Annotated in this window: 16 protein-coding genes and 1 other RNA gene; 8 read left to right on the forward strand and 9 right to left on the reverse strand. The window is 62.3% G+C overall.

Features of this window, described 5'->3' with window-relative positions; translation table 11 throughout:
• Positions 1–61: 61 nt before the first annotated feature.
• The gene (locus B4L76_RS06515) at positions 62–748 is read right to left on the reverse strand and encodes a histidine phosphatase family protein (protein ID WP_296231403.1); all 687 of its coding nucleotides are present in this window, start codon (positions 746–748) and stop codon (positions 62–64) included.
• Between the two features lie 181 nt (positions 749–929).
• Between B4L76_RS06515 and B4L76_RS06520 the strand changes: the two genes are divergently transcribed.
• The 4 genes from B4L76_RS06520 (at position 930) to B4L76_RS06535 (ending at position 4,227) form a co-directional block, all read left to right on the forward strand.
• A complete protein-coding gene (locus B4L76_RS06520; RefSeq protein WP_296231317.1) occupies positions 930–1,499 on the forward strand; it encodes a GNAT family N-acetyltransferase in 570 nt (189 codons plus the stop codon).
• Between the two features lie 95 nt (positions 1,500–1,594).
• The gene (gene tesB, locus B4L76_RS06525; protein ID WP_225779336.1) at positions 1,595–2,464 is read left to right on the forward strand and encodes an acyl-CoA thioesterase II; all 870 of its coding nucleotides are present in this window, start codon (positions 1,595–1,597) and stop codon (positions 2,462–2,464) included.
• Positions 2,461–3,051, forward strand: coding sequence for an HAD family hydrolase (locus tag B4L76_RS06530; protein WP_296231319.1), 591 nt, complete (start codon positions 2,461–2,463; stop codon positions 3,049–3,051). The genes tesB and B4L76_RS06530 overlap by 4 nt, the downstream gene beginning before the upstream one ends.
• A gap of 165 nt (positions 3,052–3,216) precedes the next feature.
• The gene (locus B4L76_RS06535; protein WP_296231320.1) at positions 3,217–4,227 is read left to right on the forward strand and encodes a zinc-dependent alcohol dehydrogenase family protein; all 1,011 of its coding nucleotides are present in this window, start codon (positions 3,217–3,219) and stop codon (positions 4,225–4,227) included.
• A 144-nt stretch (positions 4,228–4,371) separates the two neighbouring features.
• On the opposite strand, the gene B4L76_RS06540 is transcribed toward B4L76_RS06535, so the two are convergent.
• Complete coding sequence (locus tag B4L76_RS06540) at positions 4,372–5,079, reverse strand: FadR/GntR family transcriptional regulator (RefSeq protein WP_296231321.1); 708 nt, start codon at positions 5,077–5,079, stop codon at positions 4,372–4,374.
• 261 nt (positions 5,080–5,340) lie between these two features.
• Between B4L76_RS06540 and B4L76_RS06545 the strand changes: the two genes are divergently transcribed.
• Both B4L76_RS06545 and gudD read left to right on the forward strand, forming a co-directional pair.
• On the forward strand, positions 5,341–6,693 hold the full coding sequence (locus B4L76_RS06545) for an MFS transporter (RefSeq protein WP_296231322.1): 1,353 nt from the start codon (positions 5,341–5,343) through the stop codon (positions 6,691–6,693).
• Positions 6,694–6,712: 19 nt separating this feature from the next.
• Positions 6,713–8,068 (forward strand): glucarate dehydratase, encoded by a 1,356-nt coding sequence (gene gudD, locus B4L76_RS06550; protein ID WP_296231323.1) that lies wholly within the window; start codon positions 6,713–6,715, stop codon positions 8,066–8,068.
• Between the two features lie 103 nt (positions 8,069–8,171).
• Here gudD and B4L76_RS06555 read toward each other — a convergent pair whose 3' ends face one another.
• Positions 8,172–10,886, reverse strand: coding sequence for a hypothetical protein (locus tag B4L76_RS06555; RefSeq protein ID WP_296231325.1), 2,715 nt, complete (start codon positions 10,884–10,886; stop codon positions 8,172–8,174).
• Between the two features lie 410 nt (positions 10,887–11,296).
• Here B4L76_RS06555 and gabP point away from each other — a divergent pair, with 410 nt between their 5' ends.
• Both gabP and B4L76_RS06565 read left to right on the forward strand, forming a co-directional pair.
• The gene (gene gabP, locus B4L76_RS06560; RefSeq protein ID WP_296231326.1) at positions 11,297–12,688 is read left to right on the forward strand and encodes a GABA permease; all 1,392 of its coding nucleotides are present in this window, start codon (positions 11,297–11,299) and stop codon (positions 12,686–12,688) included.
• Between the two features lie 194 nt (positions 12,689–12,882).
• Complete coding sequence (locus tag B4L76_RS06565) at positions 12,883–15,276, forward strand: TonB-dependent siderophore receptor (RefSeq protein WP_296231327.1); 2,394 nt, start codon at positions 12,883–12,885, stop codon at positions 15,274–15,276.
• A gap of 109 nt (positions 15,277–15,385) precedes the next feature.
• On the opposite strand, the gene B4L76_RS06570 is transcribed toward B4L76_RS06565, so the two are convergent.
• The 6 genes from B4L76_RS06570 to lldD all read right to left on the reverse strand — a co-directional run bounded on the left by B4L76_RS06570 (position 15,386) and on the right by lldD (position 21,336).
• Positions 15,386–15,649 (reverse strand): DUF3077 domain-containing protein, encoded by a 264-nt coding sequence (locus B4L76_RS06570; protein WP_296231329.1) that lies wholly within the window; start codon positions 15,647–15,649, stop codon positions 15,386–15,388.
• A 21-nt stretch (positions 15,650–15,670) separates the two neighbouring features.
• Positions 15,671–15,913, reverse strand: coding sequence for a hypothetical protein (locus B4L76_RS06575; protein ID WP_296231330.1), 243 nt, complete (start codon positions 15,911–15,913; stop codon positions 15,671–15,673).
• A gap of 352 nt (positions 15,914–16,265) precedes the next feature.
• Positions 16,266–16,657, reverse strand: a transfer-messenger RNA (tmRNA) gene (gene ssrA / locus B4L76_RS06580).
• A 99-nt stretch (positions 16,658–16,756) separates the two neighbouring features.
• Complete coding sequence (locus tag B4L76_RS06585; RefSeq protein ID WP_296231331.1) at positions 16,757–17,050, reverse strand: hypothetical protein; 294 nt, start codon at positions 17,048–17,050, stop codon at positions 16,757–16,759.
• 255 nt (positions 17,051–17,305) lie between these two features.
• Positions 17,306–20,116, reverse strand: coding sequence for an FAD-binding and (Fe-S)-binding domain-containing protein (locus tag B4L76_RS06590; protein ID WP_296231333.1), 2,811 nt, complete (start codon positions 20,114–20,116; stop codon positions 17,306–17,308).
• A 74-nt stretch (positions 20,117–20,190) separates the two neighbouring features.
• Positions 20,191–21,336, reverse strand: a complete 1,146-nt coding sequence (gene lldD, locus B4L76_RS06595; RefSeq protein WP_296231335.1) for an FMN-dependent L-lactate dehydrogenase LldD — start codon at positions 21,334–21,336, stop codon at positions 20,191–20,193.
• Between the last annotated feature and the right edge of the window lie 38 nt (positions 21,337–21,374).

Genomic DNA, 21,374 nt, shown 5'->3' on the forward strand with positions numbered 1-21,374 from the left:
CCTACAGGAATAACGCCCGCTTTGAACATGTGAGCAAGACAGTTGCTCCAAGGGCGCAGGGTTATTTCGCGATGCTGGACAGTACCCGCTGCCAGTCGGGTTCGTTCAAGCGCCCGAGGATGCGCGCCTGGCCATTGCCATCGACCGAGACGAACAGCGCGCTGGCGTACCCACTTTCACGCTCGCCACCCACCACCTTTTGCTGGCGGGCAAAATAGTCGATGCAACCATTGTGGGTCACCAGCACCAGGTTATGCCCGGGCCGCTTGCGTGCCATCGCTTCCCGAGCGAACTGGCTGTCACACCCCTCCAGCCAATCCTCACTGGCCACCGCCTGGCCAAGAATGAAATGCGCGGTCTGCCGCGTGCGCAGTTTCGGGCTGCTGAGCATATCGGCGTTGGCCAGGCCCAACTGCTGCAGCCCCTGGCCAACCCGGCTGGCGGCCTGGCTGCCGGCCACGGTGATACCGGTGGGGTCGTCCAGGCATGGCCCGGGGGCGCTGTCGCAGCGCTCGGCGTGACGAATCATCACGATCACCGCACCGTCGGCCCAGTCCTGCAGCAGGCCGCTATCGCTCAGTTGTTGCCCGTTGCCAAGGTCCACGATATGCGTCCTCGTCGCCAGCCAGGTGGTCAATGCCGCCACGACCATGCACAGGCCAAGTGCGGCGCCGAGGGTTTTGCGGGTCAGGCGTCGCTTGCGCCGGGCGTGGATGGCAGGGTGCCCCAGGGTGTTGCTCGATAGCATGCGTGGCTCCGTTGGCATGGCCGCGCCTGGCGCGGCGGTGAATGGCGGCATACTGTCAGGCCGCCTGTCGGGTGGCGGTGAAGGCCATGTGAAAATTGCATTCCGGTGTGCACTGGCTAGGTGAAAGCCACGCCCGCGCCTACGCTGTAAACTGCAAGACAGAAAAACCGGAGCACGCCTCATGACCCCCATCCTGCAACTGGAAAGCGCACGCCTGGTGCTGCGCCAATGGCGCGACGAAGACCTGCGCGAGTTCGCCGCGATGTGCGCCGACCCGCAGGTGATGCGCTACTTCCCGGCGCCGCTGACCCGCCTGGAGGCAGCTGCGCTGATCGGCCGCGTGCGCGGTCATTTCAACGAATACGGCTTCGGCTTGTGGGCGCTGGAGCGCAAGGACAGCGGTGCATTCATTGGTATGACCGGGCTGTTGCATGTCGGCTTCGATGCTGATTTCACACCGGCAGTGGAAATCAGCTGGCGCCTGGCACGCCGCCACTGGGGCCTGGGCTTTGCCAGTGAGGCAGCGTGGACCTGCCTGCGTTGTGCTTTCGCCCAGTTGCGCCTGGAGGAGGTGGTGTCGTTCACTAGCGAGAGCAACCTGCCGTCACAGAAGGTCATGCAGGCCATCGGCATGCAACAGGACCTGGACGGCAGTTTCCGGCACCCCCGCCTGCCTGTGGGCCACCCGCTGCGTCCGCATGTGCTGTACCGCATCGACCGCGCTCACTGGGAGCAGACCCTGCGCGCCTGAATGCATGGCCATGCCCGGCACCAATGACAAACCCTGTATCATTTGCCCTCATAACAGTGCTGTTGAGACGTGTTGCCTTGCTAGGAGAACCCCCGATGAGTCATGTGTTGGACGACCTGGTCGACCTGTTGAGCCTCGAGTCCATCGAGGAGAACCTGTTCCGTGGACGCAGCCAGGACCTGGGCTTCCGCCAGTTGTATGGCGGCCAAGTGCTCGGCCAGTCGTTGTCGGCAGCCAGCCAGACGGTTGAAGACGCACGCCACGTACATTCGTTGCATGGTTATTTCCTGCGTCCTGGCGATGCCAGCCTGCCGGTGGTGTATTCGGTGGATCGCGTGCGTGATGGTGGCAGCTTCAGCACGCGACGGGTGACGGCGATCCAGAAAGGCCAGACCATCTTCACCTGCAGTGCCTCGTTCCAGTACGACGAGGAGGGTTTCCAGCACCAGGCACCAATGCCTGAGGTGGTCGGCCCGGAAAACCTGCCCAGTGAGGTCGAGCTGGCCCGGGCCATGGCCGACCAGTTACCCGAGCGCATTCGTGACAAGGTGCTGTGCGCCAAGCCGATCGAGATTCGCCCGGTCACCGAGCGCGACCCGTTCAACCCCAAGCCTGGCGACCCGGTGAAGTACGCCTGGTTCCGCGCCGACGGCAACCTGCCCGACATTCCGGCCCTGCACAAATACCTGCTGGCCTACGCCTCGGACTTCGGCCTGCTGACCACCGCACTGCTGCCGCATGGCAAATCGGTGTGGCAGCGCGACATGCAGATCGCCAGCCTCGACCATTCGCTGTGGTTCCACGGCAACCTGCGCGCCGATGAGTGGCTGCTGTATGCCACCGATAGCCCCTGGGCGGGCAATGCCCGAGGCTTCTGCCGCGGCAACATCTTCAACCAGGCCGGGCAACTGGTGGCATCGTCGTGCCAGGAAGGCCTGATTCGCCATCGCAAGGATTGGGCATGAGCCTGGGTGAGGTCCGCAACTGGGTGTTCGACATGGACGGCACCCTGACCGTGGCCGTGCATGATTTCGCTGCCATCCGCGTGGCGCTGGACATCCCGGCCGAGCACGACATCCTCACTCACCTGGCGGCCCTGCCGGCGGACGAAGCGGCGGCCAAGCATGCCTGGCTGCTGGAGCACGAGCGCGACCTGGCGGTCGCTTCCACGGCTGCCACCGGGGCGGTGGAGCTGGTGCGCGAACTGGCCGAGCGGGGTTGTCGACTGGGCATTCTGACCCGCAATGCCCGCGAGCTTGCGCATGTGACGCTGGAGGCCATCGGCCTGGCTGACTGCTTCCCGGTCGAGCACATTCTCGGGCGCGACGAAGCAGCGCCCAAGCCGAGCCCGGACGGGTTGTTGAAAATCGCCAGTGCCTGGGGTGTGGCAGCCCATGAGCTGGTGATGGTGGGGGATTATCGGTTCGACCTGGATTGTGGGCGTGCAGCAGGAGCGCGCACGGTGCTGGTGAACTTGCCGGACAACCCATGGCCGGAACTGGTGGACTGGCATGCGGCCGACTGCCGGGCATTGAAGGTGATGCTGGGCTGAGTTTTCGTGTCGCCTGTGCGGGCTTCTTCGCGGGTAAACCCGCTCCCACAGGGCCCGCGCCGAGCTCAAGCCCAGCACTCAACCTGTGGGAGCGGGTTAACCCGCGTAGAGGCCGGACCTGTCTATGCTGAACCCCAATCTATTCCCTGAACGGAGACCCTACCCATGACCAGCAAGGCCATTTACGTACAACCTGGCGGCGGCTACGACAAGGTCGAAGTCGGCAGCTACGAGGCCCCTGCACCCCAGGCAGGCGAGATCACCGTTCGCCTGCACGCCAGCTCCCTCAACTACCACGACTTTGCCGTGGTCAGCGGCATGTGGGGGCCGAGCGAGCGGCGCATTCCGATGGCCGATGGCGCGGGTGAGGTAGTCGCAGTGGGTAGCGGTGTCAGCGAGTTCCAGGTCGGCGACAATGTGGTCAGCACCTTCTTCCCCGACTGGCTCGATGGCCAGGCCAATGTCGAAGGCTTCGCCAGGGTGCCGGGCGATGGTATCGATGGTTATGCCCGTGAACAGGTCACTGCCCGCGCCAGCGCCTTCACCCAGGCGCCGAAGGGCTTCAGCCACGCCGAAGCCGCCACCCTGACCACCGCCGGCCTCACCGCCTGGCGTGCGCTGATGAGCGACGACCACCTCAAGCCCGGCGATACGGTGCTGGTGCAAGGAACCGGTGGCGTGTCGATCTTCGCCCTGCAGTTCGCCAAGCTCGCCGGCGCCACGGTGATTGCCACCTCGTCCAGCGACGTCAAGCTCGAGCGCCTGAAGGCACTGGGAGCGGACCATCTGATCAATTACAAAAGCACTCCGGCCTGGGGTGAGAAAGCGCGCGAGCTGACCGGCAACCGCGGCGTCGATCATGTGATCGAAGTGGGTGGCCCGGCGACACTGGAACAGTCGATGATTGCCGCGCGTATTGGTGGGCATGTGTCGTTGATCGGTATCCTCACGGGTGTTGCCGGGCAGTTGCCGCTGGTACAGGCGCTGGTGCGGCAGATTCGCCTGCAGGGCGTGCTGGTGGGCAGCCGCGCCCAGCAGCAGGCCATGGTGCGGGCGATCGATGCCAATGGCTTGCGGCCGGTGGTGGACAAACATTTCGAGCTGGAACAGATCGTCGAGGCGTTTCGCTACCAGGAAAGCAACCGGCATTTCGGCAAGATCTGCCTGACCTGGTAGCTATGCCTGCAAGGCTTTTGTGCAGGAGCGGCCTTGCGTCGCGATGGGCTGCCTGGCAGCCCCTCGGTTTCCGCACGGAAGCTGAAAACCGGAGGCCGCTTTGCGACCCTCTCGCGACGCGAGGCCGCTCCACCGGGGAAGGTGTCATGCCTGTTCGGCCAGCAGGCGATCGCGGCTATTGGACAGATGCAGACAGATGGCTGCCCGCGCCGCGTCCGGGTCTCGCCGGCGAATGGCATTGAGGATCGCCTCATGTTCGAGGTTGGCCAGGTACGCCTGGCGCGCCAGCTTCGCCCCGCTGCGCTCAGCTAAAGCCATACGGTTGCGTGGAATCAGGCCACTGCCCAGCTGCAGCAGCATCTCGGTGAAATACAGGTTGCCGGTGGCCTCGGCAATCAACAGGTGAAAGCGCCGGTCGGCCTCGATGCAGCTGTCGCCGGCGGCGGCCAGGTCCTGGTAGTCATCCAGCGCCTGGCGCATGCGTGCCAGGTGCCCATCATCACGGCGCAGCGCGGCCAGGGCGGCAGCCTGGCTTTCCAGGCCAATGCGCAGTTCCAGCAGGTCGCGCACATTTGCCGCGCTTTCCGCAGCGATGCGCAGGCCAGCCTGGGCCTGGCGCTCCATCACGAAGGTACCGATACCGTGGCGTGGTTCCACCAGCCCCGACGCCTGCAGTTTCGACAAGGCTTCGCGGACCACGGTGCGGCTGACCCCGTGCTCGCGTACCAGGGTGTTCTCCGAGGGCAGTTTGTCGCCTGGCCTGAAGGTACCCAGCAAAATCTGCTGGGTCAGGCTGGAGACCAGGTCGTGGGCACGGCTGTGGCCATGCTTGCGCAGGCGTTCGGGTTCCATGATTTCATCCGTTGCGGTCTGTACTTGTATGACAAGTTAATGGATAGAAAAATTTTTTGCTGGTTTTTGCACTGCTCAAGGCGCTCCATAGCGTGACAATTACCGCACGTTTTCGACAATATTGTATTTTGCCAGCTTGTATGTTGCCATTTTGACGACGTTTCTGATCTTGTCGTACAACTGCGCTGCGCATATGCTCCAGCCCACTGTCATGTCAGACAACTCCGCCCCGCACAAAAACAATTAGTGGGAGATCCGCAAGTGAACGATACCCTCGCTCCGTCGACCCGGAATGAAGGCGACGCCCTGGCCAGCGCCGTGGCCAAGGTCAAGCGCCACGTCCTGCCGCTGTTCGTCATCATGTTCATCGTCAACTACCTTGACCGCGTCAACATTGGCTTCGTCCGCCCCCATCTGGAGAGCGACCTGGGCATCAGTGCCGCAGCCTATGGCCTGGGTGCCGGGTTGTTCTTCATCGGTTACGCGTTGTTCGAGGTGCCATCGAACATGCTGCTGCAGAAGGTCGGCGCGCGCCTATGGCTGACCCGCATCATGTTCACCTGGGGGCTGGTGGCTACGGCCATGGCCTTCGTGCAGAACGAAACCCAGTTCTACGTGCTGCGCTTTCTGCTCGGCGTAGCCGAAGCGGGCTTCTTCCCCGGGGTGATCTACTACTTCACCCGCTGGCTGCCTGCCGCCGAGCGCGGCAAGGCCATTGCCATCTTCCTCAGTGGTTCGGCGCTGGCCTCGTTGATTTCCGGGCCGCTGGCCGGGGCGCTGATGCAGCTTCAGGGCCTGGGCATGCATGGCTGGCAATGGATGCTGTTCATCGAAGGCATGGCCTCGGTGGCGCTGTGTTTCTTCGTGTTCTTCTGGCTCGACTCCAGGCCACAGGATGCCAAGTGGCTGAGCCAGGCCGAGCAGGACGCGTTGGTGGCCGCCATTGACCAGGAGCAGCGTGAGCGCGAAGCCGTCGCGGTGGTCAGGCCATCGGCCTGGAGCCTGCTCAAGGACCGCCAGATCCTGCTGTTCTGCCTGATCTACTTCTGCATCCAGCTGACCATCTACGCCGCCACCTTCTGGCTGCCAAGTATCATCAAGCGCATGGGCGACCTCAGCGACCTGCAGGTCGGCTTCTTCAACTCGATCCCCTGGCTGATCTCGATCCTGGCCATGTATGCCTTCGCCGCCGGCTCCGCGCGCTGGAAATCCCAGCAGGCCTGGGTGGCGGGGGCGCTGGTGGTCGCCGCCATCGGCATGTTCATGTCCACCACCGGTGGGCCGGTGTTCGCCTTTGTTGCGGTGTGCTTTGCGGCGATCGGGTTCAAGTCGGCTTCTTCGCTGTTCTGGCCGATCCCGCAGGGTTACCTGGATGCACGCATCGCCGCAGCGGTGATCGCCCTGGTCAACTCGGTCGGCAACCTCGGCGGCTTCGTCGCCCCCACCACCTTCGGCCTGCTGGAACAGCAGACCGGGTCGATCCAGGGCGGCTTGTACGGCCTGGCGGTGACCTCGGTGCTGGCCGCCATTGCCGTGTTCTTCGTACGCACGCGCCCGAAGGGCGCCCCTTCCGACGACCTCAAGGCACCTTCGGCCTTGGGCCAGAGCCACTGATGACTGCGAGACAACAACCATGAATCTGCAGACAACCCCCGCCACCCACATCGACACCCCGGTGGTCACCGACCTGCGCGTCGTCCCTGTCGCCGGCCATGACAGCATGCTGCTTAACCTCAGTGGTGCGCATGGCCCGTTCTTCACCCGCAACGTGGTGGTATTGCGCGACAGTGCTGGCAATACCGGCCTGGGCGAAGTGCCCGGTGGCGAGAAGATTCGCCAGACCCTGGAAGACGCCCGCAGCCTGGTGCTCGGCCAGCCGATCGGCCATTACCAGCGCGTGCTCAATGCCATGCGCCAGACCTTCGCTGGCCGCGACTCGGCCGGGCGTGGCCTGCAAACCTTCGACCTGCGCGTTACCGTGCATGCGGTAACCGCCATGGAGTCGGCGCTGCTCGACCTGCTCGGCCAGCACCTGAACGTGCCGATGGCGGCACTACTGGGCGAAGGGCAGCAACGCGACGCGGTGAAGATGCTCGGCTATCTGTTCTACATTGGTGACCGTCGGCAGACCAACCTGGCCTACCGCAACGAAGCCGACAGCGAGGATGATTGGTTTCGCCTGCGCCACGAAACAGCGCTGACCGCCGACGCGGTGGTACGCCTGGCCGAGGCCGCCGAGGCGCGTTACGGCTTCAGCGATTTCAAGCTCAAGGGCGGGGTGCTGCGTGGCGAGGAAGAAATGGAAGCGGTGACGGCCCTGGCCGAACGCTTCCCGCAAGCGCGCATCACCCTCGACCCGAACGGCGCCTGGTCGTTGCAGCAGGCCATTGCCCTGTGCCGCGACAAGCACGCTGTGCTGGCTTACGCCGAGGACCCGTGTGGTGCCGAGGACGGTTATTCGGGCCGCGAAGTGATGGCTGAATTCCGCCGCGCTACCGGCTTGCCGACAGCCACCAACATGATCGCCACCGATTGGCGGCAGATGGGCCACGCGATCCAGTCGCAGGCGGTTGACATTCCATTGGCCGACCCGCATTTCTGGACCTTGCAGGGCTCGGTGCGGGTGGCGCAGATGTGCAACGACTGGGGCCTGACCTGGGGTTCGCACTCCAACAACCACTTCGATATTTCGCTGGCGATGTTCACCCAGGTGGCGGCGGCAGCGCCGGGCGAGATCACCGCAATCGACACCCACTGGATCTGGCAGGACGGCCAGCGACTGACTCGCGAGCCGCTGCGCATCGTCGATGGCCATGTACGTGTGCCGGCGCGGCCAGGGCTGGGGGTGGAGCTGGACGAAGCGCAATTGGCCAAGGCTCATGAGTGCTACCGCAACATGGGCCTGGGCGCGCGCGATGACAGCGTAGCGATGCAGTTCCTGATTCCCGGCTGGCGCTTTGATAACAAGCGGCCCTGCCTGGTGCGTTAAAAGCAGGTGCAGGCCTGGTGTTGAGAAATCAGCCCTGCAACCAGGGCTGTTTTCGAAAGCCGCAGCAGGCCGTACCCGTGGGGAACGGCCGTTGCCGATAAATTTACCCAACGTGTTCGGGCTTCAGCAGTTTCAAACCCTGTGCGCTGGTGTAGCCATGGATCTCCTGTACATCCAGGTTTCGCATGAAATCAATGATCGGGGCGGTGACCACTTGGCCTGGCACCATGATCGGGAAGCCAGGCGGGTACGGAATCACGAAATTTGCCGAAACCAGGGGCGGGCCGTTTTCCAGGCGCTGGTCGATCTTGCTGTCGGCCAGTTGCAGATACTCGCAGGCCTCATGGTCGTAAGCCTTGTAGAAGGCCTTGCGGATGTCGCCTTCGATCGTGCCCTCCAGTGCATCGCTGCGGAACTCCGGATGGAAGCAGCTGAAGTCTGGCAATGCAGGTAGGTCTTCGACAAGGCTGGTGACCCTGCTTCGTAGTTGCTGGGCCTGGTTTTCATCGTCTGCGATGCTTGCATTGATGTCCCGGCATATTTGCACCAGCACTTGTAACAGGTGTGCCACATCGCTGCGAGTGTTGTTGATGTTGGTCTGCAACAGCACACTGTTGCGGGACGTCTTGTTCAGTTGGATGTTGTATCGCCCGGCTAGCAATTGCTTGAATTGGGTGCCGTCGAACCCGGCGTGTCCGCACGATAATGTCAGGCGTGTGGGGTCAAGGAAGAATTCATCATTGATGATCGCCTGGCTCAGCGTACTCCAGTGGGCTCGGTCATCCACGTAACTGGCGATCTTCGATTGGCGCAGCGGTTCGGGAATAAGCTCCGCAACATCCAGGATCTTGAAATAGCGAGAGATCAAAGGGTGATTATTGACCTGCTTGCGTATGACGAAGGCCAACTGCGTGGCGCGCATCACCAAGTCGTAACCTTCGAGATTCATCTGCCGACGCGCAAGGTCCAGCGAGGCGATGATCTGCTGGTTGGGTGAGGTAGAAGTATGGGTGAATACCGCTTCGCGGAAGGCGCCTTCGGTCTGGGGGAAGGCATCGTCGCTAACCAGTATCATCGAGCCTTGCCGCAGGGCTGACATCGACTTGTGTACGGAAGAGGTCTGGTATACGCGCACCTGGGTGCCTTCAGGGTTCATCAGAAGACGATTGTGCTGCATTTGTTCATCCGTGAATGCAGCTTGGGCGGCGCATTGCTCGGCGTATTGCTGACGATAACCGGGACTTCTCAGGCGTTTGCGTAACTCGGCCGCTGCATGCATGGCGGTGCGCTGGCGCAGCAGCGGTGAAAAGCGGGCGAAACCGAACCATGCCTCATCCCAAAGAAAGATGAGGTCGGGTTTGATGGCCAGGCATTCTTCCATCACCCGCAGCGGGTTGTAGACATGCCCATCGAACGTGCAGTTGGTCAGCACCATCATTTTTGCACGTTCAAGTTTTCCGTCCCGTTTCAGGTTCAATAGCGCCTGCTTCAATGAGGCGAGCGTTACGCCTCCGTACATTGAATACTCACTCAAAGGATAGGCATCGATATACAGCGGGTAGGCACCGGTCAGTACGGCGGCGTAGTGATGCGATTTATGACAGTTGCGGTCGATCAGGACGATGTCACCCGGTGCCAGGAGTGCCTGTTCCACAATTTTGTTCGCTGTCGAGGTCCCGTTGGTTACGAAGAACGCCTGTTGCGCGCCAAACGTACTGGCGGCCATCAGCTGGGCCTGCCTTATATTGCCTGTAGGTTCGAGCAGGCTATCGAGACCGCCGGTGGTCGCGGAGCTTTCCGCCAGGAAAAGGTTGGCACCGTAGAACGCCCCCATGTCGCGAATCCAGTTGGACTTGAAAATGGACTTTCCGCGGGCGATCGGCAGGGCGTGGAAGGTGCCAATCGGGCGTTGCGCATAACGCTTGAGGTTGTCGAAAAATGGCGTGCGGTAGCGGTTGGCAACACCTTCGATCACACACAGGTGCACTTCCATGGGCTCTTCGAACTCATAGAAAACGCGGTTGATGAACGTCATCTGCGGGTTGCCGGCAGTCCGTTCGATGTTGCGGTCTCTGAGCAGGATTATGTCCAGCTCCGGGCGTAACTGTTTAAGCGCTACCGACAGTTCCAGCGTGGGGTCTTCCTGCGTTTCCGAGCCGACCAGCGACTGATATTGTTCGAGCATTCCGCGCAGCCGGGTCGACAGGTTGGCATCACGCTGAAAACCGTCGTGGATCGCCACTACCTGCACATCGGGGTTGAGCATCACCGCCATCAAGGCGTCTTCATACGTGCCGACGATGATCGGTTGGTAGATGAACGCATCGTCATGTCGCCGCAGGTTGCGGATATCTTGCTGCTTCTGCGCCCAGGTGCCCGAGGCGTCGGAGCTGACGATCAGCAGCTCGAAGTACGGACGAAACTGGGCAGCCGGTTGATTGATGCTGTAGCGCGCGGCGGAAGCGTCGGGCAGGTCGTCAGCCGGTTCCCAGTCGTTGGCATCATGGCGATAGCTCGAATCGAGCAAAGAGCTGCAGATGCGCCGTGCCAGACGCAGTGTACCGACATCGTCATGCTCACCGATTCGTTGCTCGAAAATGGCCATCAGCCGGTGGCCAGGGTAGGCATGGTAACGTTCGAGAGTTTGCAGGTGCTGGCCGATGCGCACTACCTCCCTACGTTTCTGCTCTTTTGCCTCGCAGCAGTTTGCCGCTACCCAATCCCGGCATCCTTGCAGCAGGTCGCACCACAGGTCCAAGCGTTCATGTCGGGTTGAAAACAGATACTCGGCAGATTGGTCGGGGATGTTCGTCAACATGGTTTCGGCTCCTGGCCTGATAGCGTGGCCGGAGAAACTGGCCACTTCGGGAAGGCCGGAGTCTGCCCGGCGAGGCGGAGCCGAACACAGCACGACACTTTTCCACCTGACGTGAAAGGGCTGCTGGCAGCGGTGCTTTTGGCAGTCATTACGTCAATCGCCGTTCGGCGCGCTCAGAGCGGAGCGAACGAGCTGTCGTGATCGAACAGTTCTGAGGCGTTCTCGTGTAATTTCCTACAGCCCTGCGCGGCTTAAATGAACCCCGACCTATGCGGGACACTTGCTCTGTGACGCGTGCCAAATATCAACAACAGTGCGCGAGTAATGTGTCGACTTATTGATTTCAAAGGAGATATTTTCGCCTACGCCTGCCCGTCCTTCCTTGTGTCAGCAAAAAGAGAACAACATCAATGAACACCGTGGGATCTGATGGCAACCTTGCCCAAGGTTTCAAGCCTCGTCATGTAACGATGCTGTCTATTGCCGGCATCATCGGCGCCGGACTTTTCGTCGGCTCTGGCCACGCCATCGCGGCAGCCGGGCCAGCTACCATACTTTCCTATTTCGTGGCCGGGGCCCTGGTGGTGCTGGTCATGCGCATGCTCGGCGAAATGGCCGTCGCACACCCGGACACGGGTTCGTTTTCGACCTATGCCGACCAGGCCATCGGCCGCTGGGCCGGCTATACCATCGGTTGGCTGTACTGGTGGTTCTGGGTGCTGGTGATCCCCATCGAAGCGCTGGCCGCCGGCCATGTACTGAACGCCTGGTTCCCACAGGTGGACAGCTGGATCTTCGCCCTGGCCTCGGTGCTGCTGCTGGCCGGCACCAACCTGTTCAGCGTGGCCAAGTACGGCGAGTTCGAGTTCTGGTTCGCGATCCTCAAGGTCACTGCCATTCTCGGTTTCATCGGCCTGGGCTTCGCTGCGCTGATGGGCTGGTTGCCCAACCGCGAAGTCAGCGGCCTGAGCAGCCTGATGGCCGAGCATGGTGGCTTCGCACCGAAAGGCTGGTCGGCGGTGGTCGGCGCGTTCATCACCGTGATGTTCAGCTTCATCGGTACCGAGGCGGTGACCATCGCCGCCTCTGAGTCCAGCGACCCGTCGCGCAACATCGCCAAGGCCACCCGCTCGGTGATCTGGCGCATCAGCACTTTCTACATCCTGTCGATCTTCGTAATCATTTCGGTGGTGCCGTGGAACGACCCGCAACTGGCCGTGGTGGGCTCGTACCAGCGTGCGCTGGAGATCATGAACATCCCCAACGCGGCCTTCATGGTTGACCTGGTGGTGCTGGTGGCCGTGACCAGCTGCATGAACTCGTCGATCTACATTGCCTCGCGGATGATGTATTCGCTGGCCAGGCGTGGTGACGCGCCGGCCATGCTCAACAAGACCTCCAAGGTCGGCGTCCCGCGTGCCGCAGTGTTCGGCAGCACCCTGATCGGCGCGGCCATCGCCGTCCTCAACTACTTCGCGCCGAAGGGGGTGTTCGAGTTCCTGTTGGCTAGCTCCGGTGCCATCGCCTTGCTGGTGTACCTGGTCATCGCCATTTCCCAGCTGCGCATGCGCCGCCGCCTGGAGCGCGAGAACACTGAACTGAAGTTCCGCATGTGGTTGTTCCCGTACCTGACTTGGGGGGTGATCCTGTTCATTGGCGGGGCACTGGCGGTGATGATGTTTACGCCTGAACACCGGGCGGAAGTCAGCTCGACGCTGGGCCTGGCGATCATTATTTCCTTCCTGGGAATCGTGACTTCGCGGGGCCACGCGCAACCCGTAGGGGTGCGTTCGATGGGGTGATTGGGTTCACCTGGCGGTAAGGCAAAGGGCACCGATGGAGGGTGCCCTTTGTTTTTTCAGGTTACCGCAATCAAAAAGTCTCACCGCGAGCGAGACAATCTTGAAAATAAATGAGGTGATTTCTCATTCTCGTTCGGCAGGTAGTGAAGGCCGGAATACAGGCCAGTCTGCCGATCCCTCTACGGAGCGAGAAAATGAGTTCGACCCCGGTTCCACAGCGCCATCCCTTGAGCCGTGCTTTGCACGGTGTTTTCCTGGGCCTGGTTGTCAGCAGTTGTGCGCTACCTGCGCTAGCGCAACCTGCAACCTCTGAGCCCGACAGCCAGCTACAGCAGTGGAATATTCCTGCTGGCCCGCTGGCACCAGCGCTTGACCGCTTTGCCCGCCAGGCAGGTGTCAGCCTGTCCTTCGATGCACAGACCGTGGCCAACCGCAGCACTGCCGGGGTGCAGGGAACGCTGGGCACCTCGGCTGCACTTTCGTCATTGCTGCAGGGCACCCAGCTTCAGGCGGTGCAACAAGGGCCAGGCTCCTACTTCGTGGCGCCACAACCCGCGCCTGCCGGCCCGCTGGAACTTGGCGCCAGCGAGGACTACCGCCTGGCACCGGTCATCATCAACGCCAAGGTAAAGGCCAGCGCCGACGATGACAGCAACTCGGTGGTCGCCAAGGAGCTGTGGGTGGGCGGCAAGGTGGCCACCAGCATTCTCAATACGCCGGCTTCCGTGTCTGTGGTCACCAGCAAGGAAATGCAGCAACGCAGTGTCAGCACCACGGAAGAAGCGCTGCAATATACGCCGGGGGTCGTCAGCGATTACTACGGTTCGGACGACCGCAACGACTACTTTCTGATCCGTGGCTTCCAGGCCACCACCTACCGTGACGGCCTGACCTTGAGCTCGATGCGGGGTGTGCGTGAAGACCCTTACGCTTACGAGCGCATCGAGGTATTGCGCGGCGCCAACTCAACGCTGTTTGGCCCGGCAGATCCGGGAGGCTCGGTCAACTTCGTGAGCAAGCAGCCGCGTTTCGAGCAGTTTGGCCAAGGCTACGTGACGTACGGCTCTTTCGACCATGCCGAAACCGGCATCGATGTCGGCGATGCGCTGAACGAGGAAAAGACCTTGGCCGGCCGCTTCACCGCCAAGATGCAGAACAGCGACCGTGAGTATGACCACTCCCAGGATGACAACCGCTTCGTGATGGGCGGGCTGACCTGGGCGCCCACGGACTATACGTCGGCCACGATGATCGTGGACTACCTGAAAACCAACAGTTCGCCGAACAGCGGTGGCTATCCGCTGGACAAGGAATACGACCGCAGCGATTTCTATGGTGAGCCAGGCTACAACTTCCATGACGTGGAGCGCACCAGCCTCAGCGGCAACATTACCCACGACTTCGACAATGGCTTTGTGCTGCGCAGCAACCTGCGTTACAGCGAGTTGACCGATGACTTCGGCTACGCCTACCTGAGCGACAGCCCTTCGCGGGTCGGCACCGTCATCCCGCGCTACGTGTTCGGCACCGACAGCGATGCCGACCAGCTCAACGGCAACCTGATGCTGCAATACGATGCGCAGTTCGAGCATGTCGACAGCAGCACGTTGGTCGGTGTCGAGTATCTCGATTCGACTACCAAACAAAGCTCGATCTATGGCCTGGCGCCCTCCATCGACATTGCCAACCCGGTATTCACCGGCGTACCGGGCGGCCTTACGCCTTATACCCGGCAGAAGAACGATGCCACTACCAAGGCGGTTTTCCTCCAGCAGAACCTGTCGTTCTACGACCGTGTGATCGCCACTGCCGGCGTGCGCAATGACTCGATGGACCTGTCGAGCAAGGAATACGTCGGCGGTGTCCAGGAAGAGAAGGACAACTTCTCGGAAACCTCCTACCGCGCTGCGCTGACCTATATCGTCAACGACGAGGTTTCCACCTATGTGAGCATGGTGGAGTCCGTATCGCCGCCACAGGTTGGCGTCACACCGCAAACGGGCAAGCAGTACGAAGTGGGCGTGAAGTATTCGCCGATGGGCATGGACGCGTTGTTCTCGGCTGCGGTGTATGACCTGACCCAGGAGAACGTCACCATCGCCGTGGTGCTGCCCAGCGGCATCATCGAGCAACAAACGGTGGGCGAATCACGCGTGCGCGGCCTGGACCTGGAAGCCAAGGCACAGGTCACCCAGGACTTCAGCGTGATTGGCGCCTACTCGTACATGCAGTCCGAGGTGCTGCGCGGGGCGTTGTATGACGGCTCGTCACTCAAGGGCAACGAATTCGCCACGGCGCCGAAGCACTCGGGTTCCTTGTGGGGCTACTACAGCATTCCAGGCACCGACGTGAGCGTTGGCCTCGGGGCGCGCTATGTGGGGGCCTACTACATGGATGCGGCCAACACCAAGAAGAGCGATGGCACTACGTTGTTCGACGCTGCGCTCAATTACCAGATCGCCAAGGGTACCGACCTGGCGCTGAACGTCAGCAACCTGTTTGACGAGCAGCATGTGGTGGGCTCAGGGACAGCGAACTACTACAACCCGGGGCGGGAGGTGACGGCCAAGCTGAGTTATAGCTGGTAAGGCTGAGGGCGCCGCATGCTGGCCCGACACCGAATTGCCGGGCGTGTGCAAGTGAAATTCTGGATGTGACTTTGCCAATGGCCCTGCACGAAGCAGGGCCGTGACATGTTCAGCGCATCATGCCCAATTCGGCATCATCCAGCAGCGCCTTGCCCAAGGCACACAGGTAATGCGCAGCCCAGATCAGTTTCGGTTTGTCTTCCATCAGGCCGTCGATGGTCAGGTCACGCGCATAGCCCATCAGTTCCGAAGCTTGTTCACGGGCGTTCTGGCAGGGGATGCCGGGTTCGATGCGGAACAGTGGGTGGGTCTGGTTTTCACCTTGGTAGAAGATGGTTTTACCGACGGTGCATTTGTCGTCTTCGGTGGCCATGTTCAATCTCCCTGGTTTGCGTCAGTGCACTGCTTGCGAATCCGCTGGTTTTTGTATTTGTGCCAGTGCTGAGTCGAGCAATTTGCGCAGGGCTTCAAGCTCGTGCATCGATGCCATGATCAATAGCGATACTGGTGATCGCGGCTGCATCATTACTGCCTGTTGGGCTACCGCTTCTGCACAGAGCGCGTAGTCCGAGGCCAGCATGAGGGTGTCTTCCAGAGAGTGGAGGTGATGGGGTGGGTCGGGGACGATCTTCAGCATTATTTGGTCCTCAGTGGAGCGACCAGCGCTTGCTGTCAAACAAGTGGTGGCAGCTGTGTATGGGTTGACAGACCGGTGAAGACCAAACCGGCGCACACGAGGTGCCCCACACACAGCCGCCATAGGCAAAACCGTGTGTTTGGTCGTTATCAGCCTGTCAAAGCTGGTCGTTGATGTGCAACGACCCACCGAGCCTAAAACCCTGAAATAACGACCGCAACGGAAAACAGGCGCTGGGAGTATCTTTGGGAAACGGCCTACAAGGAAGGGGATAAATCTGATTTTTTGGGGGCTCGCCCACAAAATCCAGACACAAAAAAAGACGCCCTGGGGCGTCTTTTTCTTTGCAATTTGGTGGAGCCGGGGGGATTTGAACCCCCGTCCGCCAGTACTCCGCTGTCGGTACTACATGCTTAGCCGTGTCTACTGAGTTAATCCGCAGCCGCCCGACGGGCAGGGTGCTTTGGACGAGTTGGGTAAGTTTTAGTCGCTTTGCCCCCAACGTGCTACACGACGATCCTGTTCTGTATGACAATCATTTCGGGTTTACAGGCATCCCCTGATGATTGCTGGAGCCGAAGCTACCAGGAGAGCGGGCTCAGCTGCTTACGCAGCGAGAGCGTAACCCTCGTAGTTTTCGTCATTGGCAACTATAGAAAGTTGCAACAGTGGATTTACGAGTTCTGTTACCAACTCGGCATGCACCTAGAGTTTCGCTACCGGCGTCGAATCCTAATCGGCCCCACACTAGCTCTAAGCTAACGTACCTTACGGCACGTGAGGTGGAGTATACGCCATTGCGCGGGCGACGTCGACAGTAGGGCCCGTCGCCCGCGCTCGGCGTCACGAGCCGCTGCCGCTGCTGCTGCCGCTGCCTTTCTCGGTTTTTTCCAGGCGCTCCAGCACCTTGCTGGTGATGGCGATGCATTCCTTGGTGTCACCTGAGGCCTTGGCCGCCCTGGCCTTGTCGACCTGCTCGGTGATGGCCTTGTCCAGGCCCTCGGAAGTAGCGCCGGCGGTGGTCATGCTGTCGTCGATCTTCTGCAGGTTGGTGGCGCAGAGGTCTTCGGCGGCAAACACCGGTGAAGCCAGCAGGGTGGCGGCCGCGAACAGGGCCGAAAGCGCGGTACCTTTCATGGGAGTCTCCTCTGGGGCCTCTGGAAGGTGGGCCTGTAAGGTGGACTGCGGGGGAATGGCGGGGGTTCAATCGGATGATGGCTGGGTGAAATGACGGTGGGGCTCTGGCGCCAGGCGCGGGTCTTGTGGGAGCGGCCTTGCGCCGCAAAGGGCCGCACAGCGGCCCCAGGGTTCATGCGGTGGAGCTGAAATCACGGGGCCGCTTTGCGGCCCCTTCGCGGCGCAAGGCCGCTCCCACAAGGGACTGTGTTGACCTCAGATGCTGCGTGGGCGGGTGACGCGGTCGACCAGGTAGACCAGGCCGTGGTAGTCGATGCCGCTGTGGCTGGACAGCCCGATCTCGCAGGTACGGCTGGTGGAGATGCCTTCGTTGCAATACTGCACCGCGTCCTTGAGGCTGCGCAGCGAGTGGGCGTTGAGCTCGGGGGTGGTGAAGCCTTTGTCACCGGCAAAGCCGCAGCAATGAATGCCTTCCGGGATCACCACCTGCTTGCTGCAACGCCGTGCCAGATCGATCAGCGCCTGGCTTTCACCCAGGTGCTGGGTGCTGCAGGTCACGTGCACGGCCACGGGCTCGTCCTGAGGGGTGAACTCCAGGCGGTCGAGCAGATGGGTGCGGATGAAGCGCACCGGGTCGTACAGGTCCAGCCGGCTTTCGCCCAGGTCCTGAACCAGGCGCAGGGTGCACGGGCTGGTGTCGCAGTAGATCGGGTCGAGGCCACCGCGGCTGGCGTGCAGCAGGGCATTGATCAGCTCTTGGCGTTTGTGTTCGGCCTGCTCGGGGTAGCCCTTGGAGGCGAACGGCTGGCCGCAGCACAGGCTGTCGGCATTGTCGGGAAACACCACCTGGTAGCCGGCCTTTTCCAGCAGGCCGCGGGTCTTGTCGAGCAGCGAGCTTTGCTCGCGGTCGGCATAGGCCGGGCCCATCACCCGTGAAACGCAGGCGGCCAGGTACACCACGCGCGGGCGGGCGTCGTGGCTGGCCGGCCCGACGGGCAGCGGGCGCAGGGGTTGCGGCATGGTCGGGGTCCACTGTGGCAGGCGGCCTTTGCTGGCCTTGCTCAACGTGGCGCTCAAGCGGCCCAGGCGCGGGGCACCGAGCAGTTTGCGCGCGGTATTGGCGGCGGTCAGGGTCAGGCGCGCGCCGCTTAGGGCGGTGTGGAAATTGTCGGCCAGCCAGTCGGCGGCCCTGGCGTGGCCAGCGGCCTGGCTGCGCAGTTTCTTCACCAGTTCGCCGGTGTTGATGCCAACCGGGCAGCGCTGGGCGCACAGGCCGGTGGCGGCGCAGGTATCGATGCCCTGGTACTGATAGGTCCGGCGCAGTTCCCGGGTGTCGATGCCGGCGCGTTGCTTGGCCTGGATATCACGCCACATGACGATGCGCTGGCGCGGACTGAGGGTCAGGCCCTTGGAGGGGCACACCGGCTCGCAGAAACCGCACTCGATGCACTTGTCGACGATCTCGTCGGCGGCGGGCAGCGGCTTGAGGTTTTTCAGGTGGATGTCCGGGTCTTCACTCAGCACCACATCCGGGTTGAGGATGCCGTTGGGGTCGAGCAGGCGCTTGAGTTTCCACATCAGCTGGTAGGCGTCGCTGCCCCATTCCAGCTCGACGAACGGCGCCATGTTGCGCCCGGTGCCGTGCTCAGCCTTGAGCGAACCGCCGAACTCCACCGCCACCAGCTGTGCCACATCGTCCATGAACGCCTGGTATCGGGCGACTTCCGCGGCGCTGTTGAAGCCCTGGGTGAAGACGAAGTGCAGGTTGCCTTCCAACGCATGGCCGAAAATGATCGCTTCGTCATAGCGATGCTTTTCGAACAGCTGGATCAGCCGATTGACACCTTCGGCGAGCTGCTCGACCGGGAAAGTGACGTCTTCGATGATCACCGTGGTGCCGGTCTGGCGCACGGCGCCGACGGCGGGGAAGGTGTCCTTGCGGATTTTCCACAACTGGTTGTACACGGCCGGGTCTTCGCTGAAGTCGACCTGCTGTTCCAGCGGGAAGACGGCGATCGAGGCCATTACCTGTTGCAGCTGCTCGTGCAGCAGGGTCTGGCTGGCGGCGCGTGATTCGATCAGCAGGGCGCAGGCATTGTCCGACAGGCCTTTTACCCACAGCGGCATGCCGGGCATGTCCTGCACCGAGCGCAGGCTGCGGCGGTCAAGCAATTCCACAGCTGAGACCGGTTGCTGCTTGAGCACGGTCACCGCGCGGCAGCAGCTTTCGACGCTGGGGAACACCAGCAAGGCGCTGGCCTTGTGCGGGTGGTCGGGTACGGTGTTGTAAGTGACTGCGCTGATGAAACCGAGAGTGCCTTCGGAGCCGACCAGCAGGTGCTGCAGGATGTCCAGCGGCTGGTCGTAGTCGACCAGTGCATTCAGCGACAGGCCGGTGGTGTTTTTCAGCCGATACTTGTGGCGGATGCGCTCGGCCAGCGCGGTGTTGGCACGGGTTTCGCGGCCCAGGCCGGCCAGCGCTTGCAGCAGCTCGGCGTGGCTGGCTTCGAAGGCGGCGACACTGGCCGGGTCTTCGCTGTCCAGGCGCGTGCCATCGGCCAGCACCAGGCGCAGGCCGGCCAGGGTGTGATAGGTGTTCTGCGCGGTGCCGCAGCACATGCCACTGGCATTGTTGGCGACGATACCGCCGATCTTGCAGGCGTTGATCGAGGCGGGGTCGGGGCCGATCTTGCGCCCGAACGGGGCCAGCCAGGCGTTGGCCTGGGCGCCGATTACCCCTGGCTGCAGGCGAATCTGTTCACCCTGGCCACGGATTTCGCGGCCGTTCCAGTTGTCACCAAGTACGATCAGCACCGAGTCGCTGATGGCTTGGCCGGACAGGCTGGTGCCGGCGGCGCGGAAGGTCACCGGCACCCGCTCGCGCTGGGCCAGTTTGATCAGACCGACCACTTCGTCTTCTGACTCGACGCGTACCACCAGTTTGGGGATCAGCCGGTAGAAGCTGGCGTCGGTGCCGAAGGCCAGGGTGGCGGTGGGGTCATCGAAACGGCGTTCGGCGGGGATCAGGCGCTCGGCATCACGCAGGAACGCGGCAGGCAGGCTCATGCAGTCTCCTCGCGGGGCTGTGGCATCTGTGCACCACATGCCCCGGGTCAATCAGGCGGTCGTTCTTGCAGGCGTCAGGCGCCCAGTTCGCGTACCAGCGAGTCGCGAGTGATTTCGCTGATCGACTTGGCACCGGTCAGTACCATGGCCACGCGCATTTCCTTCTCGAACAGCTCCAGCAGGTTCTTCACCCCGGCCTGGCCGTGTACGGCCAAGGCGTAGAGGAAGGCACGGCCGATCAGCACGGTGTCGGCACCCAGGGCGATCATGCGCACCACGTCGAGGCCGCTGCGGATGCCCGAGTCAGCCAGGATCTTCAGCTCACCTTTGACCGCGTCGGCGATCGCCGGCAGGGCGCGGGCGCTGGACAGCACGCCGTCGAGCTGACGGCCGCCGTGGTTGGACACGACAATGCCGTCGGCACCGAACCTGACCGCATCGCGGGCATCATCGGCATCGAGGATGCCTTTGATGATCATCGGGCCGTCCCAGAAGTCGCGGATCCACTCCAGGTCTTTCCACGAAATCGACGGATCGAAGTTGTTGGCCAGCCAGCCGATGTAATCGGCCAGGCCGGTAGGGTTGCCACGGTAGGCGGAAATATTGCCCAGGTCGTGTGGGCGGCCCATCACGCCGACATCCCACGCCCACTCGGGGTGGGTCATGGCCTGCAGCACGCGGCGCAGCGGGCCGTGCTTGCCGCTCATGCCGGAGTGGGCGTCGCGGTAGCGGGCGCCGGGGGTGGGCATGTCGACGGTGAACACCAGGGTCTTGACCCCGGCGGCCTTGGCCCGCTCCAGGGCATTGCGCATGAAACCGCGGTCTTTGAGCACGTACAGCTGGAACCACATCGGCCGGTCGATGGCTGGCGCCACTTCCTCGATCGGGCACACCGACACGGTGGACATGGTGAACGGAATGCCATGCGCCGCCGCCGCGCGTGCCGCCTGCACTTCGCCACGGCGGGCGTACATGCCGGTGAGGCCGACCGGGGCCAGGACCACCGGCATGCTCAGGGTTTCGTCGAACAGGCGGGTCTCGAGGCTAAGTTCTGACATGTTCTTCAGCACGCGCTGGCGCAGGGCGATGCCGGCCAGGTCGGAGACGTTGTGGCGCAGGGTATGCTCGGCGTAGGCGCCGCCGTCGGCATAGTGGAACAGGAAAGGAGGCAGCTTGCGTTGGGCCGCGGCGCGATAGTCGGTAGAGGCGGAAATGATCATGGATTCTCGCAGCGTTGCTTGTGGGGATTGCCGGGCGC

The organism is Pseudomonas sp. UBA4617, from assembly GCF_002386445.1.
Taxonomy (GTDB): domain Bacteria; phylum Pseudomonadota; class Gammaproteobacteria; order Pseudomonadales; family Pseudomonadaceae; genus Aquipseudomonas.